Source organism: Nocardia sp. NPDC052566 (assembly GCF_044547285.1).
Lineage (GTDB): Bacteria > Actinomycetota > Actinomycetes > Mycobacteriales > Mycobacteriaceae > Nocardia.
In genome coordinates this window covers 1,141,095-1,157,945 of the sequence record NZ_JBIUAF010000003.1, presented here as the reverse complement: position 1 = coordinate 1,157,945, position 16,851 = coordinate 1,141,095, and the positions used below count along the sequence as shown (strand labels likewise).

The window sequence follows — 16,851 nt, the reverse complement described above, 5'->3', positions numbered from 1 at the left end:
CCAATCGGACGATGGGGGCGACGATGAGGCTGCCGGATCGCTCGACGTCTCGGGCGGTGCTGATCGGAACGTCGCACTACCAGGCGGATTCGGGCTTCGAGCGACTACCGACCGTCGCGCGGAATCTGATCGAACTCGCCGAGGTGCTGCGTGAGCAGACGGAGCTGCCGGATACGAACATTCGCGTTGTCGCGGATCCGGCGGACAGTGCCGCGTTCCTCGGTGCGCTGCACCCGGCCGCTGCCGAGGCCGAAGACCTGCTGCTGTTCTACTTCTCGGGACACGGTGTCGCGTTGCGGGACAACGACCTCGGGCTCACCCACGGTGGTTCGCGGAGTGCCCATCCGGCGTGGACGACGGTGCCCTATCGGCTGATCCGGCAGGAGATCCTCGACTCCCGCGCCAGAATCAAGCTGGTCATCCTGGACTGCTGCCACAGCGGAAAGGCCTTCGCCGCAGGAACTTTGGCGGCGGCCGAGCAGAACCGGGCTCTCGAGGAGCTCGCCGGAATCGACGGCAGCTACGTGCTCACGGCCACCGACACGAAGACCAAATTCGCCGCGGCGAGGGGTGCGCTCGGCTGCACGGCTTTCACCGGCGCACTGGTCGAAGTGCTGCGGACGGGCCCACCCGCGGGGATGGAGTACCTGACGGTCGAGGTCGCCTATCGGGAGCTCAAAGCCACGATGCAGCGTGCCGGTCTGCCGGTGCCCCAGGCCAGCGGCCGCAATACCGCGCTGGCGCTCGCACTCGCCCGAGCCGCCGCCGACACCGGCGGGTACAGCGCCGACGCCATGTACCGCAGGGCCGAGGACTATGCGCAGGCCGGGCGGGACGACGAGGCGCAGCGATGGTACCGCGCGGCCGCCGAACTCGGACATGCCGCGGCGATGGGTGATCTGGGGATACTGCTGGAGGACCGGGGCGAGGTCGCCGACGCCGAAACCTGGTATCTGCGCGCGGCGAACAACGGCGATCCGGTCGGCATGTACCGGCTCGGGATCAGGCTGGCGCAACGCGGACAGGACGCGAAGGCCGAGCGCCTGTATCGACAGGCGGCGAGCAACGACCACGCCGCGGCGGCATACGAACTCGGCGCCATCACCGAGGCGCGCGGCGAAGTCGAGGAAGCCGAGGGCTGGTTTCGGCAAGCCGCGGCAGGTGGATACGAACCAGCCATGATGGCTCTTGCGCGCATAATGCAGGGCCGTGGGGAAACCGAAGAGGCCGAGGATTTCTACCACTCGGCCGCCGACAGCGGAAACACCACGGCGATGGAGCATCTCGGCTGGATACGGTACAACCGCGGCGAAATCGACGGGGCCGAACGCTGGTATCGCGCGGCCGCCGAAGGCGCGAACGCATCTGCGATGGAGAGTCTCGCCTCGATACTGCGCCACCGAGGCGAACTGACCGAAGCGGAACAGTGGTATCGACGCGGGGCCGAAGCCGGAAACGCTTCCGCGATGGCGCATCTCGGCTCGATACTGCACCGACGAGGCGAACTGACCGAAGCCGAGCAGTGGTATCGACGCGGAGCCGATAACGAAAACGCCGCGGCCATGGTCGATCTCGGAAATCTGTTGGCGGAGCGCGGCGAGGTTTTCGAAGCGGAGAATCTCTACCGCAAGGCCGCGGGCAGCGAGAACGCCATTGCAATGGTGTACCTTGCCGACCTGCTCGACGTTCGCGGCGAGAGCATCGAGGCACAGCAGTGGCTCAGACGAGGGGCCGACCTCGGCAACACCACCGCGATGAATCGGCTCGGCGCCATGATGGAGCGCCGAGGCAATATGGCCGCTGCGGAACACTGGTACCGGATGGCCGCCGCGCAGGGCAGCAGCGCGGCCATGGTGGATGTCGGCTGGCTGCTGGAGCGGCATGGTTCGATCGCCGAGGCGGAGCGCTGGTACCGGCGCGCCATCGAGGGCGGAAACCTCCACGGCATGAACAACTTCGGCACACTGATGGAGCGCCGTGGCGCGCTCGCCGAGGCCGAACAGTGGTATCGGAAAGCCGCGGAGGGTGGGAGTCTGCTCGCCATGGCGAACCTCGGCTGGCTGCTGTACCAACGCGGCGAGATCGCCGGTGCCACCCGGTGGTACCGTGCGGGCGCCGAGACCGGAGACGCCGACGCCATGAACAACTATGGCACCTTCCTGGAGCGACGCGGGCACCTCGCGGACGCCGAGGGGTGGTACCGCAAGGCCGCGGAGAGCCAGCACCTCGAGGGTATGAACAATCTTGCGCGCCTACTCGAAGGGCGCGGCGATCTCCCCCAGGCCGAACAGTGGTATCGGCAGGCAGCCGATGGCGGCAACGCCGACGCGGCCGCCAATCTCCGCGCCCTCCTGGAACGCCGCCGCGGGCAGTCGTAGCACTGCACCGTCCCCTATCCGGAGTCCGCCGAGATCCTGCGGCGTTGGAAGAGCAATGCCCGGCTGGCGGTCCGGGCCTTGTGCGTGGGTCGTGGATAGGGCACGAGCTGCCAGCACCGCGAAAGTCGTTGCATTGCCGCAGTAATGAGCTGGTCGCTCGCATCGATGAACCGATTGGTTTGTTAGCGGTATCGGTTTGGGAGGTCGAATGAAGGCACTGATTCTGGCGATCGCGGCGGTTGCCGCGGTGGGCGGGCTCGCGGGATGTGCGACCGAGAACGGGAAGACCGCGGCCCCGTCCGGCACGAATGTTTCGAGCCCGGCGACAGCCGACGGTTCGACGCAGGACAACCAGGGCGGCTCGCCAGGCACCACCAAGGCGAAAGCGCCGCAGGCCACCAGCACGACACTGCCGTCGCGCGACGACGCGAACGTCGACGCACGTGATTTCCAGCAGGGCGACAAGTTCTACTTCCAGTCGCCGAGCGGAAATATCCTGTGCGGGTTCATCAATGCCGACGGCATCGGCACGGGCTGCCAGGTGATCAAGGCCACGGTGGTTCCCGATGAGCTGAAAGGCTGTGGTACCCAGCCGAATCGGACGGTCGCCGCGGAGATCAACGGCGGCAGAGCGAAGTTCCGCTGCCTGACCCAGGGCCTGTTCGTCGGACAGCCGCCCCACGGCAGCACCCAGGGCGGCGGCAAGGTCCTGGAATACGGCCAGACCATCATCGTCCGCGGCACCGCGTGCACCTCACTGACCTCCGGCGTCCGCTGCGATTCGGGTGGGCACGGATTTCTCATCGCCGCCGACGCGCAATCGCTGTTCTGATGCTTCGATGAGTTCATGACCGACACCGAATCTCCTCGCATCGTGACCGCGAGCCGCGAGATCGCGGCCGGGGCGGGACAGATCTTCGAACTGATCGCCGACCCGGCACAGCAGCCGCACTGGGACGGCAACGACAACCTGGCGCAGGCCGCGGCCGGACAGCGCGTGCACGCCATCGGCGATGTCTTCGCCATGACCCTCACCATAGACACTGTCCGGGAGAACCATGTGGTGGAGTTCGAGGAAGGGCGCCGCATCGCCTGGCTCCCGGCAGAACCGGGTCAAGAACCGCCCGGCCACCTGTGGCGCTGGCAACTCGAACCACTGGGCGAAGCGCGCACGCGGGTGACCCACACCTATGACTGGACACAGCTGACCGACGAGAAACGCTTGCCGCGCGCCAAGGCGACCACCGCCGACAAGCTCCTCGCATCGATCGACAGGCTCGGTGAACTCGCCGAACGCTCCTGAGCGACAACGCGAAACGGCCCGGAGCACAAGGCTCCGGGCCGTTTTCTGTGCGGTCCGGGGGCGTCAACCCGGACCGGTCTCAGACGCGCGGGGGCTCGATGCCCAACTCGCGCAGGCGGTTTCCATAGAGTTCGACGTTGGCGAGTTTGATGTCCTCGTAACCGCGCACGATGTCGGTGAGTGCCGCGGCTTCGACGGCGCGGTCGTAGTCGGCCGGGTCGAGGTGGTTGGCGAGGCTGGTCACCATCTCGGTGTAGTGGGCGAGCAGTTCGCGTTCCACCCGGCGGACGTGGGCGTAGCCGAAGGGATCGAACTTGGTGCCGCGCAGGCGCTTTCCCTTCGCGAGCACGCGCAGGGCGAGGTGGCTGCGCGGGCCGAGGCCGATCTTCTTCTTGCGGCCCATGGCCCGCAGGATCGGCGGGTGCAGCCGGTAGGTGAGGTTCGCGCCCTCGGGTAGCTGGGCCGTCACGTCGTCCAGGAACGCCGGGTCGGTGAGACGGCGGGCCACCTCGTACTCGTCCTTGTACGCGGTGAACTTGTACAGGCCGCGAGCCACCTCCTCGCTGAACTCGGTGCGGGTGGTCACCCGCCGCTGGGCGTCCCAGATGTCCTGCACGGTGCGCACGTACTCGCGGGCGATCCGCACGCCCTGGAAGCCGATCAGCTCCACCGCGCGCAGCTCGACCAGCCTGCGGGTCTCCCCCGTCGCGGTCAGGCTCGCGAAAAGCTCTGCGGGCACGGCGATCTCGGCGGCCTTGCGCTGCTTCCTCGCGGTCGCGGCGGCGAAGGTGTCCGGCTGGGCGATGGCGACGCGGCCCCAGCGGAACGCCGCGATATTGGCGTTCACCGCGACACCGTTGATCTCGATGGCCTCCTCGATCGCGGCGGCGGGCAGGCGCAGGCCACCGGTCTGGTAGGCGGCGCCGACCATGAGGAAGTTGGCGGCCGCGGTATTGCCGAACAGCACCTCGGCGGCGGCGAGCGCGTCGAACGAACGCACCTCGCGCGACACCTGCTCGAGCCGGGACAGCAGGGTCTGCTCCTCCGGGTACCGAACGGCCTTGTCGTACACCATGTCCCCGGTCGGGGTCTGGCTGGTCGACGCGACGGAGACCGTCGTCACCTTCGAGCCGTACGCCAGATTCTTGTTGTCGGTGGCCGCGAGCAGATCGAACGCGACGATGCAGTCGGCCGAGCCGGGCGTTAGCCGGTTCGCCGGCTCCAATTCCCCTGCGACGAAACGCAAGTGGGAGACCACCGGGCCCGCCTTCTGGCTCAGGCCGATCTGGTCCAGGCTGGCCACCTCGTAGCCCGCGCGCAGCGCGGCCGTCGCGAGCACCTGGTTCACGGTGACGATACCGGTGCCGCCGATACCGGCGAGGAACACATTCTGCGTCGTGGTCGGCGCGCCGTCACGGCGATCGGGCAGCACGGGCGGCACGGCCCGCTGAACATCCTTGCGCTTCTTGGCCTTGCCCGGCTCAGGTAGCTCCACCGTGACGAACGACGGGCAATCGCCGTCCATGCAGCTGTAATCGGTGTTGCACGAGGTCTGGTCGATGCGGGTCTTGCGGCCGAATTCGGTGTCGACCGGCTGCACGGACAGGCAGTTGCTCTTGACGCCGCAATCGCCGCAGCCCTCGCACACCGCCTCGTTGATGACCACCCGGGTGGTGCGCACCGGCAGCGTGCCGCGCTTGCGCTGGCGGCGCGCGTCGGCGGCGCAGTGCTGGTCGTAGATGAGCACGGTGACGCCGGGCATTTCGCGCAGCGTTCGCTGCGCCTCGTCCAGCCGATCCCGGTGCCACAGCACGGTTCCCGGCGCAAGATCGCGCTTGCGATACTTCTTCGGCTCGTCGGCGCAGATGATGATCTGCTTGACGCCCTCGGTGGTGAGCTTGTGCGTCAGCATCGGCACCGCGAGCGCGCCCTCGGCGTCCTGTGCGCCGGTCATCGCGACGACGTCGTTGTAGAGCAGCTTGAAGGTGATGTTCACACCCGCGGCGATACATGCCTGCACGGCGAGCTGCCCGGAGTGGAAAAACGTTCCATCACCGATGTTCTGGAACAGATGCGGCACCGAGGTGAACGGCGCCTGGCCGATCCACTGCGCGCCCTCGCCGCCCATCTGGGTCAGGCCGGTGACCTTGCTGTCCTCGCGACCGGACATGGTCACCATGGTGTGGCAGCCGATGCCGCCGCCGGCCAGCGAACCCTCCGGCACCGCGGTGGAGCGGTTGTGCGGGCAGCCGCTGCAGAAGTAGGCGGCCCGCTTGGCGGGCAGCACGGACAGCGACAGCGGCTGCGGCAGTGGCCTTTTCGTCTCGAGGTAGCCGTCGAGCGCGCGGCGCAGCGGGCCGATGATGCGGCCGGTGGTCAACTCGCCGTCCTGAGCGAACAGCGGGCGGCCCGTGGCATCGCGCTTACCGATGATCTGCGGCGCGTCGGCCGTGCCATACAGGATGTCGCGAATTTGGGTTTCGATGAAGGCGGTCTTGTCCTCGACGACAATCAGCCGGGTCAGGCCGTCGGCGAACTCGCGCACGCGATCGGGCGCGATCGGGAACGGCATGCCGATGCGCAGCAGCCGGACCCCGGCGCGCAGCAGTGCGGCGTCGTCGACGCCCAGATCGATCAGCGCCTGCCGCACCGCGTCGAAAGTGGTTCCGGTGGCGGCGATTCCGATCGTCGCCGCCGGTGGATTCACCTCGATGACGTCGAGTTCGTTGAGCGCGCTGTATGCCTTGACGATCTCCCACCGCGGCCCGTACAGATCGGCCTCGGCGATCACGCTGTCGGTCGGTGCGGCCATCGGGCGCTGCAGGTAGCTGAACGGCCGCCCCTCCCACTCGATTTCGGGCACCACGATGTCGATGTCGCCGACCTCGCCGTCCACCGTCCACGCGCCGTCGGCCACGTCGGCGACGATCTTCAGCGCGACAAGGCATCCCGAGGCGCGCGACAGGGCGACGCCGTGCAGGCCCATCGTGATGATCTCCCTCGCATTGCGCGGGAAGAGCACCGGAATGTTCAGCGCGGCGAGGGAGCGCTCGCTGACCGCGGGCACGGTCGAGGATTTCGAGGCCGGATCGTCGCCGACCAGCAGCAGCACCCCGCCGTCGGCGTTCGCGCCGTACATGTTGGCGTGGCGCAGCGCATCCGTCGACCGATCGAGGCCGGGCCCCTTGCCGTACCAGACGCCAACGACGCCGTCGTGGGTGGCGTTGCCCGCGGGCAGCTGGGCCTGGCTGCCCCACACCGAGGTGGCCGCGAGCTCCTCGTTCAGTCCTGGCACGAAGGAGATGTCGTGCTCGGCGAGCACATTCGGCATACCGGCCAGCATCTTGTCGACGCCGCCGAGCGGGCTGCCCTGATAGCCGGAGACGAAGGTGCCGACGCGGCGGCCCGCGCGCAGATCGCGGACGTGCTGTTCGACCAGCTGTCTGGCAATCGCCTGGACACCGGTGAGTACTACGGTTCCGGCACCGACGCGATAGCGATCGGCGAGGTCGTACGGAGCCGGGATCAGTTCGCGGTCAGCGAGCTCGGTCATTCGGTTCCACCCGTCTGCTCGGGCACCGATCGGGCGCCGTCGCATCGTTGTGCACTTAACGCCGATATCCTGTCTCGGAGGCGCGAAACGCACAATAGTGGCCAGAATTGTTGCTCACATTGCGCAATCACGACGCACACCATTGGGCATCGACTGAGCATGATGCTAGGCGAATTGTGACCCCGGACACGCAACGTCCGATTCGGGCGAGTCGACCGATGGCGCGGATTCCGCGGCGACCGCGGCTACGACAACGGCCCGGAGATGCACTCCGGGCCGTTGGACGCTTCTACCGCTCGGCGATCACTTGGTGATCGAGCGGACCTGCTCCTCATATTTGGCGCGGGTCTCGGTGTCGGCGGGGTGTAGGGCGCGCTCACCGTCGAAGAGCCTGCGCACGAGCCGGACCGCGCGCTCGGGGGCGGCGGCCAGGGCCACATCGATCGGGCCGAGATAACTCGGGACGGCGACCTCGGCCTTGCGGGTACCGCAGGTGTGCAGGATGGCGGCGGCGACATCCTCCGGATCGACGGTGGGCATGCCCTTACCGAGCGTCATGCCGGAGGACAGGCGGGTGCGCACCGCCGACGGCATGACGGTGCTGACGCTGACGCCGTACTCGGCGAACTCCAGCCGGGTGGCGGCCGAAAGGCCAACGGCGGCAAACTTGCTCGCGTTGTACACGGCCAGGCCGGGCAGCGGGAGCTTGCCCGCGAGCGAGGCCACGTTGACGACATGCCCACGGCCACGCGCGATCATGCCGGGCACCACGGCGCGCATACCGTTGATCAGGCCCCACACGTTGATATCGATGGTGGCGTGGCCGACGGCGTCGGGTTCGTCGAGGAAGGCGCCCGCGGGCATCACACCGGCGTTGTTGACCAGGATGTCGACGCGGCCGAACTCGGCGACGACCTCGTCCCACTGGTCGCGGACGCGCACGTCGAGTTCGAATGCCTTGGCGCCCAAGGCCGCCGCGGCGGACTCGGCGGCCGCGGTGTCCACATCGCCGATGGCGACCTCGGCGCCCTTGCCCGCGAACAGCTCCGCGGTGGCCTGGCCGATGCCGCGACCCGCGCCGGTGATCAGCACGCGGGCGCCCTTCAGATCGATCTCCGGGTAGCCGTGTCCGAGGATTCTCATGCGAAAGCTCCTTGTGCGAGCGCCCGGCGCGTACTGCGCAGGCTGTGTTCGAAGGTGTCGAGGCGGCGGCGGGCATCCATGAAATTCGGACCCATCACCGCGAGGTCGTCGGCGGTCGCGCCGAGGAAGAGCACGCGGGTGCCCGCCGCGCGCACCTGGGCGATTTCGGCAGCGAGCTTGGCGCTCATCCGATTTCGCAGCTGACGCTCGAACCGGTGGCCGATATTCGACGCGGGCACGCGGCCCGCCGAGGCCATCGGCGCGAGCACCACGAGTTCGTCGAGCTGTTGTGCGGCAAGCAGATCCACCGACGCGGTCGATGCCGCGCCGCCGTCGAGGTAGCCGCGCTCGCCGATCCGCACGGGCGGGAACCAGCCGGGAACGCCCCAGGAGGCGCGCAACGCCGCACCGAGTGGCGCGGCGGGCGCATCGGGGGAACCGAATGCGACGCGCTGCCCGGTGCCGATGTCGACCGAGACCAGCCAGGTCGCCGGGTGTGGCACCCAGTCACGGCCGGGGTTCAGCCCGTCGGCGAGGCGCTGCAGCCACGCCGCGTCACCGGCACCCTTGGGCAGCAGCCCCGCCCCCGCGGTGAGCAGTGCCTGCCCGGAACCGAGCCCGCGCACGGTCAGCCGCGGCGCGCCGAGCCACGGTCGCGGCAGCGGTGGCAGCCTGCCCGGATCGACCCGGATGTGCTCGGCCAGCACCGGATTCGTCGCGGCGCCGCGCTGCATGGCGACCAGCTCGTCCACCGCGATTCCGCTGCCGAGCATGGTCGCCAGCTCCGCGCCCGCCGACGTGCCGATGAGCACGTCGGCTGTGCGCGGATCCCAGTCGAGTTCCTCGGCCACCGCGTCGAGCGCGGCCACGATCCACGCGGCCCCGAGCGTGCCGCCACAGCCGATGGCCAGGCCACGCCGCTGTGACCCGTTTTTGTTACCCATAGTTCTAGACACTAGCAGCTTTCAAATACTGGCGGTATCCGAAATCTGTCAGTACGTAGAATCGGGGCATGGCACGTCTGACCCGCTCCGAAAGCCAGGCCCGCACCAGGGCAGACCTCGTCGCGACGGCGCGCGACCTGTTCCTGGCCGACGGCTACGCGAAGACCAGCCTCGAGCGGGTCGCCGAGGAGGCCGGCTACTCCAAGGGCGCGGTGTACTCGAACTTCCGCACCAAGAAGGAGCTCGGCCTCGAGGTGCTCGAGCTCATCCACGCCACCAAGTTCGGCGAGGTGACCGACCTGATCGCGGCGGGCGACTCGCTCGACGACCGGCTGGCCCGGTTCCAGGAGTGGGCCGAGCGCACCGTCGGCGATGTCGGCTGGACGCTGCTCGAATTCGAGTTCGCCACCGTCGCCCGCGACGATCCCGAACTGCAGGCCGCGCTCGTCTCCAGCCTCGGCGTGGTGCGCGGCGCCGTCGCGACACAGATCCAGGACCTGGCCGACACACTCGGCGTCGCGCTGCCGATGCCCGTCGAGGACGCGGCCTCGGCGGTCCTCAGCTTCGGCATCGGCCTCGGCATGCAGCGCGCCATCGACCCCTCGGTGCCCGCACGGCTGATCACCGACGCCCTGCGCATGCTGCTGACCGGCGGTGACGGCCCGCTGCGCGGCTACGCCGCGAACGACGCGGGCGCCGTCACGCGGTGAAGTGCAGCGTCCACTCGCCGCGATAGTGCAGGCGGGTGACGCTGCCCGGCGGAATGTCGATGCGCCAGAACGATTTCGGCGGCGCGTCCAGGGTCACCAGCAGCGCGGCGCGGATCACCGCGGGATGGGTGACCGCGATGGTCGACATCCCGTCCGAAGCGATCTCGGCCATCCAATACCTGGTCCGTTCGATCACGTCCATCACCGATTCGCCACCGTGGCCGCGGAACTTCGGGTCGGTGAGCCAGGCGTAGAGCTCGTCCTGCGGCACCGACATCAGTTCCCCGCCGCGCCACGCACCCGCGTCGAGATCGCGTAGTCGGGTGTCCTCCTCGCCGGGCAGACCCATCAGCGCGGCCGTTTCGACGGCCCTGCGCTCGGGCCCGGTGAGCACTCGTGCGGCGGTGAGCGGGCCCGCGGCCGAGATTGCCCGGCGGCCCGCCTCGGTCAACGATTCGTCGACTGGAAAACGTGCCTTTCGCATCGCCTCGGTCATGCCATGGCTGACCAGGTCGAGTCTGAGCACCTTTTGCACGGTTGGAAGCGTACGGCGCTGGGTACGTAGCCGTACTTCGATTGCTCCGCCTTCGCTGCCACAACAGTTGTCGGTGCCCGGGTGCAGACTGAAGCAATGGCCCAGTTCTCCACCGCCACTCAGGAGTGGTTCGACGGCGCCTTCCCCGCGCCGACCTCCGCTCAGCTCGGCGCATGGCAGGCCATCGCGGCGGGGGAGCACACGCTCGTCGTCGCGCCGACCGGTTCGGGTAAAACGCTGTCGGCATTCCTCTGGGCGATCGACCAATTGGCGGTGCGGGAGCGGCCCGCGGTCAAGGCCCCTTCCGCGGGCACGTCGGTGTTGTACGTTTCGCCGCTGAAGGCGCTCGCGGTGGATGTGGAGCGCAATCTGCGTGCTCCGCTGGTCGGTATCACCCAGACGGCGAAGCGGTTGGGGCTCGATCCGCCGGAGATCACCGTCGGCGTCCGGTCGGGCGATACCAGCGCGGCGGACCGCAGGTCGATGCAGCGCACGCCGCCGGACATCCTGATCACCACGCCCGAATCGCTGTTCCTCATGCTCACTTCGGCGGCGAAGGAGTCGCTGCGGAATGTGCGCACGGTGATCGTGGACGAGGTGCACGCGATCGCGGGGTCCAAGCGCGGGGCGCATCTGGCGTTGTCCCTGGCTCGGCTGGATCTACTGACATCAGCGTCGCGCAGCGACTCGATGGGGGGTGGTGGTCGGGCGACGGGCGGGCCGGAACGTCCCGCGCAGCGAATCGGGCTGTCCGCGACCGTTCGTCCGCCCGAGGAGGTGGGGCGGTTCCTGGTCGGCAGCGCGCCGATCACCATCGTCTCCCCGCCCGCGCCCAAGACCTTCGACCTGTCGGTCCGCGTGCCCGTCGCGGATATGACCGAGCCGGGTGAATCCGATCAGCCAGGGTCGATCTGGCCGCATGTGGACGAGGCGATCGTCGATCTCGTACTGGAACACCGGTCTTCGATCGTGTTCGCGAATTCGCGGCGGCTGGCCGAGCGGCTCACGGCGCGGCTCAACGAGGCGTACGCGGCAAGACTCGGCGAGCCGGTCGACGCTGTGCCCGATGCGGCGCTCGCGGGGCCCTCCGTGGTTACACAGGCTGCCGCCTACGGGCCTGACGCTCGCGCCGGGCACAAACCGCCCGCCCAGCTCGGGGCGTCGACCGAGGTGGTCCACGGCGCCGAGCAGCTGCTCGCGCGGGCGCACCACGGCTCGGTCAGCAAGGAGCAGCGCGCGATCATCGAAGACGATCTGAAAAGCGGGCGGCTGCGCTGCGTCGTCGCCACCAGCAGCCTCGAGCTCGGTATCGATATGGGCGCGGTGGATCTGGTGGTGCAGGTCGAGGCGCCGCCGTCGGTGGCGAGCGGGCTGCAGCGGATCGGGCGGGCCGGACATCAGGTCGGCGAGATCTCGCGCGGCGTGCTGTTCCCGAAGCACCGGACCGATGTGATCCATTGCGCCGTCGCCTCGCAGCGGATGACGGCAGGGCAGATCGAAGCCATCCAGATCCCGGCGCATCCACTCGACATCCTGGCCCAGCAGACGGTGGCGGCCTGCGCGCTGGAACCGATCGATGTCGACGCGTGGTTCGACACGGTGCGCGGGACAGGCAGTTACGCGACATTGCCGCGATCGGCCTACGACTCGGTGCTCGATCTGCTCGCCGGGCGCTATCCGTCGGACGAATTCGCCGAACTGCGGCCGCGGCTGGTGTGGGATCGCGACGCCGGCACGCTCACCGGGCGGCCCGGCGCGCAGCGGCTCGCGGTGACCTCGGGCGGTGCGATTCCGGACCGCGGGTTGTTCGCGGTGTACATGGTGGGCGAGAAGGCCTCGCGGGTCGGCGAACTCGACGAGGAGATGGTCTACGAGTCCCGGGTCGGCGATGTGTTCGCGCTCGGCGCGACCAGCTGGCGGATCGAGGAGATCACCTTCGACCGGGTGCTGGTGACGCCCGCGTTCGGCCAGCCGGGGCGGCTGCCGTTCTGGCACGGTGACGGGCTCGGGCGGCCGGCCGAATTGGGTGCGGCGCTGGGCGAATTCGTGCGCAAGGCCGGGCAGGCGGACACGAGTGGCGGCCGGGCGGCACCGGGAACAGCCGCGACCGCGGTGCCGGGCATGTCCCGAACGGCCGCGACACGAGCGGGGAAGGGACGCAAGAGCCAAGCGGATGACGACGACTTCACCGGGATCATGCGCGCCGCTGGCCTCGATGACAACGCGGCAGCGAATCTGCTGGCGCTGATCGATGAGCAGCGTACGGCGACAGGGCATTTGCCCACCGACAAGACGCTGGTGGTCGAGCGATTCCGGGACGAACTCGGCGACTGGCGGCTGGTGCTGCATTCGCCCTATGGCCTGCCGGTGCACGCACCGTGGGCATTGGCCATCGGCGCGCGGCTGCAGGAGCGGTTCGGCGTGGATGTCGCGCCGAACGCCTCGGACGACGGAATCGTGGTGCGACTGCCCGACACCACCGACGATCCGCCGGGCGCGGAACTGTTCGTCTTCGAACCGGACGAGATCGATGACATAGTCACCGAACAGGTCGGCGGCTCGGCACTTTTCGCGTCCCGGTTCCGCGAGTGCGCGGCGCGCGCGCTGCTGCTGCCACGCCGCGATCCCGGCAAGCGGGCGCCGCTGTGGCAGCAGCGGCAGCGTTCGGCTCAGCTGCTCGACGTGGCCCGCAAGTTCCCCGACTTCCCGATCCTGCTCGAGACGGTGCGCGAATGCCTGCGCGATGTCTACGATCTGCCGTCGCTCCGCGATCTGCTCGGCCGGGTAGCCCGCCGCCAGCTGCGGCTGGTCGAGGTGGAGACCGCGACACCGTCACCGTTCGCGAACTCCCTGCTGTTCGACTACATCGGCCAGTTCATGTACGACGGCGACAGCCCACTGGCCGAACGCCGCGCCGCCGCACTGTCTTTGGACTCCGGCCTGCTCGCCGAGCTGCTTGGCCGAGTCGAGCTGCGCGAACTGCTCGACGCCGCGGTCATCGAACAGACCGAGCGAGAGCTGCAACGACTCACTCCGGAGCGGCACGCACGCGATGCGGAAGGCCTGGCCGATCTGCTGCGACTACTCGGACCACTGACTCCCGAGGAGGCCGCAGCGCGTTGCGTCGGCGCGACAGAGCCAGCGAACACAGAAGACAGCAGCGCTGCGACGGGGAGCGCGGCGGACGTCGACGGCGGACCCGAAGCACCCGCCGAGGCGGGTAGTGGCGGGCTGGCTCGTGAATGGTTCACCGAACTGGTGAAAGCCCGGCGCGCGCTGGAGGTTTCGTTCGCGGGGCGGACCTGGTGGGTCGCGGTCGAGGATGCTTCGCGACTGCGGGACGCGCTCGGGGTGCCGCTGCCGATCGGGACACCCGCCGCGTTCATCGAGCCCGTCGCCGATCCGCTCGGCGATCTCGTCGGGCGGTACGCCCGGACGCACGCGCCGTTCAGCACCGAGGCGGTCGCCGCGCGCTTCGGTCTCGGCACCGCCGTGGCCGCTACCGCCCTGCATCAGCTGACGCTCGAAAAGCGGGTGGTGGAGGGCGAATTCACGCCGGGAGCGGCGGGCTCCGAATGGTGCGACACCCAGGTGCTGCGCAGGCTGCGCCGCCGCTCGCTTGCCGCGGCACGACACGAGGTGGAGCCCGTCGCCACCGCGGCGTTCGGCCGCTTCCTACCGTCCTGGCAGCATGTCGGCACCGGCGAGCTGCGCGGTGTGGACGGCGTCGCCACCGTGGTGGAACAGCTTGCCGGCGTACCGATTCCGGCGTCGGCATGGGAATCCCTGATCCTGCCCACCCGGGTACGCGACTACTCCCCCGCCTATCTCGACGAGCTCATGGCCACCGGCGAGGTGATCTGGTCCGGCCACGGCTCGATCACCGCCAAGGACGGCTGGATCGCCATGCACCTGGCCGACCAGGCCCCGTTCACCCTCCAACCCCCCGACGAGATCGAGCTGACCGAAGTCCACCTGCGCCTACTGACCGCACTCGGCGCCTCGATCGCACCGTGGACACCGCTACTCGCCGAGGACGGGACAGCCACGGTCGGGCCCCCAGTGATCGACCGCCCAGTACTGCTCGACGAACCGCAGCCCCCCGCGCCGCCGATGCTGCCGCCGGTCTTGCATGGCGGCGGCGCGTACTTCTTCCGGCAGCTTTCCGATGCGACCGGGCTACTCGACGATGCGCGGGTGACGGGGGCGCTGTGGGATCTGGTGTGGGCCGGGATCGTCGCGGGTGACACGTTCGCGCCGGTGCGTGGGTTGCTGTCCGGGACCGCGCGGACCAGCACCGCGCATCGGACGCCGCGGCGGATACCACGGGGACGCGCGTACCTGCCCCGGCAGTCGATGCCGACGCGGTCCGGGCCGCCCGCGGTGGCCGGACGCTGGTCGCTGCTGCCGGATCGGGTGTCGGACAACACCGTTCGCGCGCATGCGACGGCGGACCAGCTGCTGGAGCGCTACGGCGTATTGACCAGGGGCTCGGTGCAGAACGAGGGCGTGGCGGGCGGTTTCGCCCTCATGTACCGGGTGCTCACCGAATTCGAGGACCGCGGTCGTTGCCGCCGTGGGTATTTCGTCGACTCGCTCGGCGGCGCCCAGTTCTCCACCACCGATGTGGTCGACCGGCTACGTTCGTTCGACACCGAGCGCGTGCGTGCTACCGAACGCTCCGAGCTGGGCAAACCCCTCGCCCTGGCGGCCACCGATCCGGCCAATCCCTATGGCGCGGCGCTGCCGTGGCCGAAGGGCGACGGCGACAGCGGCCACCGCCCCGGCCGTAAGGCGGGCGCGCTCGTCGTCCTCGTCGCCGGTGAACTGGTCCTCTACCTCGAGCGCGGCGGCAAAACCCTGCTCACCTTCACCGAGGACCCCGCCGCCCGGGACACCGCCGCCCGCACCCTCGCCCAGCTCGTCCACGACCGCCGCGTCGAATCCCTCGTCATCGACAAGGTCGACGGAGAATCCGTGCACGGCAACACCTTCGCCACCTTCCTCACCGACGCCGGCTTCGCCAACACCCCCCGCGGGCTGCGCCTGAGGCGACAACCGTGAGCAGCGGCCCCCGCCTGCGCCGCTCAGGCGTCGACAGTGCCTATCGACGCAGCCGTTCCGGCGTGCCCGTCGTCGCCCCGGCCGACGGAGTTCCGACGCAGGGCGACGCCCCCGCCGCGCCCCGCGGCGACAGCGCCCACAAAAGCAGCTGTTTCGCTGCTCCCGTCGTAGACCAGGTCGACGGAGATCCCTGGCAAGGCAACCCCGTCCCGACTGGTCGTACCGAGTCCTTCTGCTCCGCGCCGCACCGCGTCAGGTTCCCGCGCTCTCCGGGCCGAAGCAGCTTCGGCCACAACATCGCACGGGCTGCGGAGCAGCATGCCTGAGGGAGATACGGTTTTTCGCACCGCGGAGCGGCTGCGGGCCGCGCTGGTCGGGAAAGAGCTGACGCGCAGTGATTTTCGGGTGCCGCGTTATGCGACGGTGGATCTGGTCGGGCAGCCGGTGGACAGCGTCGGCAGTTACGGCAAGCATCTGTTCGTCCGGACGCCGACGGTCAGCATCCACACGCACCTGAAGATGGAGGGCGAGTGGCGGGTGTTCCACTGCGGGCAGCGGTGGACGAAACCGCGGGTGACCGCGCGGGTGGTGCTCGGGACGGCGGAGCTCGAGGCGGTCGGGTTCGCACTCGGCACGGTCGAGGTGCTGCGGCTTGCCGATGAGCATCAGGCCGTCGATCACCTGGGTCCCGATCTGCTCGGCCCGAATTGGGATGTGGCCGAGGCGGTTCGGCGGCTACAGCACCAGCCCGGCCAGCCGATCGGCCTCGCCCTGCTCGACCAGCGCAATCTCGCGGGCATCGGCAACATCTATCGCAGCGAAATCTGCTACCTGCGCCGCGTGCACCCGGCCACCCCGGTGGCGGCGGTCCCCGACCTGCTCGCCCTGGTCAACGAGGCCCACCGAGTGCTGAACACCGCCGCCGCCCGTCCATGGCGCCACCTCGCCTACGGCCGCACCCGCCGCCCCTGCCAGCGCTGCGGCACCCCCATCGTGGTCCACCTCCTCGGCGACACCGCCCCCGACTCCGACCGCCTCGCCCGCCGTGAACGCGGCGTCTATTTCTGTCCGCGCTGCCAGCCGCCACCGACCTGACCCGCCGTTCGGACTACCGATCCGGCCCGACGTCCGCCGACCTGCCGACCGGATCCGACACGGCCGCCTGTGACGCCGAAGGTGCGCTCAGACGGGAGCCACTCGCGATTCGCCGCCCTGAGTGCC

General features: G+C 69.3%; 10 protein-coding genes. 6 read left to right on the top strand and 4 right to left on the bottom strand.

The window, feature by feature from the left end; all coding sequences use genetic code 11:
- Positions 1-23 precede the first annotated feature (23 nt).
- The 3 genes from ACIG5A_RS19055 to ACIG5A_RS19045 all read left to right on the top strand — a co-directional run bounded on the left by ACIG5A_RS19055 (position 24) and on the right by ACIG5A_RS19045 (position 3,681).
- Positions 24-2,378, top strand: coding sequence for a tetratricopeptide repeat protein (locus ACIG5A_RS19055; protein ID WP_397241528.1), 2,355 nt, complete (start codon positions 24-26; stop codon positions 2,376-2,378).
- 208 nt (positions 2,379-2,586) lie between these two features.
- Positions 2,587-3,210 (top strand): hypothetical protein, encoded by a 624-nt coding sequence (locus ACIG5A_RS19050; RefSeq protein ID WP_397241526.1) that lies wholly within the window; start codon positions 2,587-2,589, stop codon positions 3,208-3,210.
- Between the two features lie 15 nt (positions 3,211-3,225).
- Positions 3,226-3,681, top strand: a complete 456-nt coding sequence (locus tag ACIG5A_RS19045; protein WP_397241524.1) for an SRPBCC family protein — start codon at positions 3,226-3,228, stop codon at positions 3,679-3,681.
- A 79-nt stretch (positions 3,682-3,760) separates the two neighbouring features.
- Here the strand turns inward: ACIG5A_RS19045 and ACIG5A_RS19040 are convergent, their stop codons facing one another.
- From ACIG5A_RS19040 to ACIG5A_RS19030, 3 genes are all read right to left on the bottom strand, one after another.
- Positions 3,761-7,234: an indolepyruvate ferredoxin oxidoreductase family protein gene (locus tag ACIG5A_RS19040; RefSeq protein ID WP_397241522.1), complete on the bottom strand. Its 3,474-nt coding sequence runs from the start codon at positions 7,232-7,234 to the stop codon at positions 3,761-3,763.
- Positions 7,235-7,537: 303 nt separating this feature from the next.
- Positions 7,538-8,377: an SDR family oxidoreductase gene (locus tag ACIG5A_RS19035; RefSeq protein WP_397241520.1), complete on the bottom strand. Its 840-nt coding sequence runs from the start codon at positions 8,375-8,377 to the stop codon at positions 7,538-7,540.
- Entirely contained in the window at positions 8,374-9,321 is a 948-nt protein-coding gene (locus tag ACIG5A_RS19030; protein ID WP_397241518.1) for a patatin-like phospholipase family protein, read from the bottom strand. The genes ACIG5A_RS19035 and ACIG5A_RS19030 overlap by 4 nt, the downstream gene beginning before the upstream one ends.
- A 68-nt stretch (positions 9,322-9,389) precedes the next feature.
- Here ACIG5A_RS19030 and ACIG5A_RS19025 point away from each other — a divergent pair, with 68 nt between their 5' ends.
- The gene (locus ACIG5A_RS19025; RefSeq protein ID WP_397241516.1) at positions 9,390-10,031 is read left to right on the top strand and encodes a TetR/AcrR family transcriptional regulator; all 642 of its coding nucleotides are present in this window, start codon (positions 9,390-9,392) and stop codon (positions 10,029-10,031) included.
- Here the strand turns inward: ACIG5A_RS19025 and ACIG5A_RS19020 are convergent.
- Positions 10,021-10,566, bottom strand: coding sequence for a histidine phosphatase family protein (locus ACIG5A_RS19020; protein ID WP_397241513.1), 546 nt, complete (start codon positions 10,564-10,566; stop codon positions 10,021-10,023). The two genes, ACIG5A_RS19025 and ACIG5A_RS19020, sit on opposite strands and share 11 nt — an antisense overlap.
- A 96-nt stretch (positions 10,567-10,662) precedes the next feature.
- On the opposite strand from ACIG5A_RS19020, the gene ACIG5A_RS19015 reads away from it, so the two are divergent.
- Positions 10,663-15,630 carry a DEAD/DEAH box helicase gene (locus ACIG5A_RS19015; protein ID WP_397241512.1) on the top strand — a complete coding sequence of 1,656 codons (4,968 nt, stop codon included), beginning with the start codon at positions 10,663-10,665 and terminating at the stop codon, positions 15,628-15,630.
- Between the two features lie 318 nt (positions 15,631-15,948).
- Positions 15,949-16,725, top strand: a complete 777-nt coding sequence (locus tag ACIG5A_RS19010; protein ID WP_397241511.1) for a DNA-formamidopyrimidine glycosylase family protein — start codon at positions 15,949-15,951, stop codon at positions 16,723-16,725.
- Positions 16,726-16,851 lie beyond the last annotated feature (126 nt).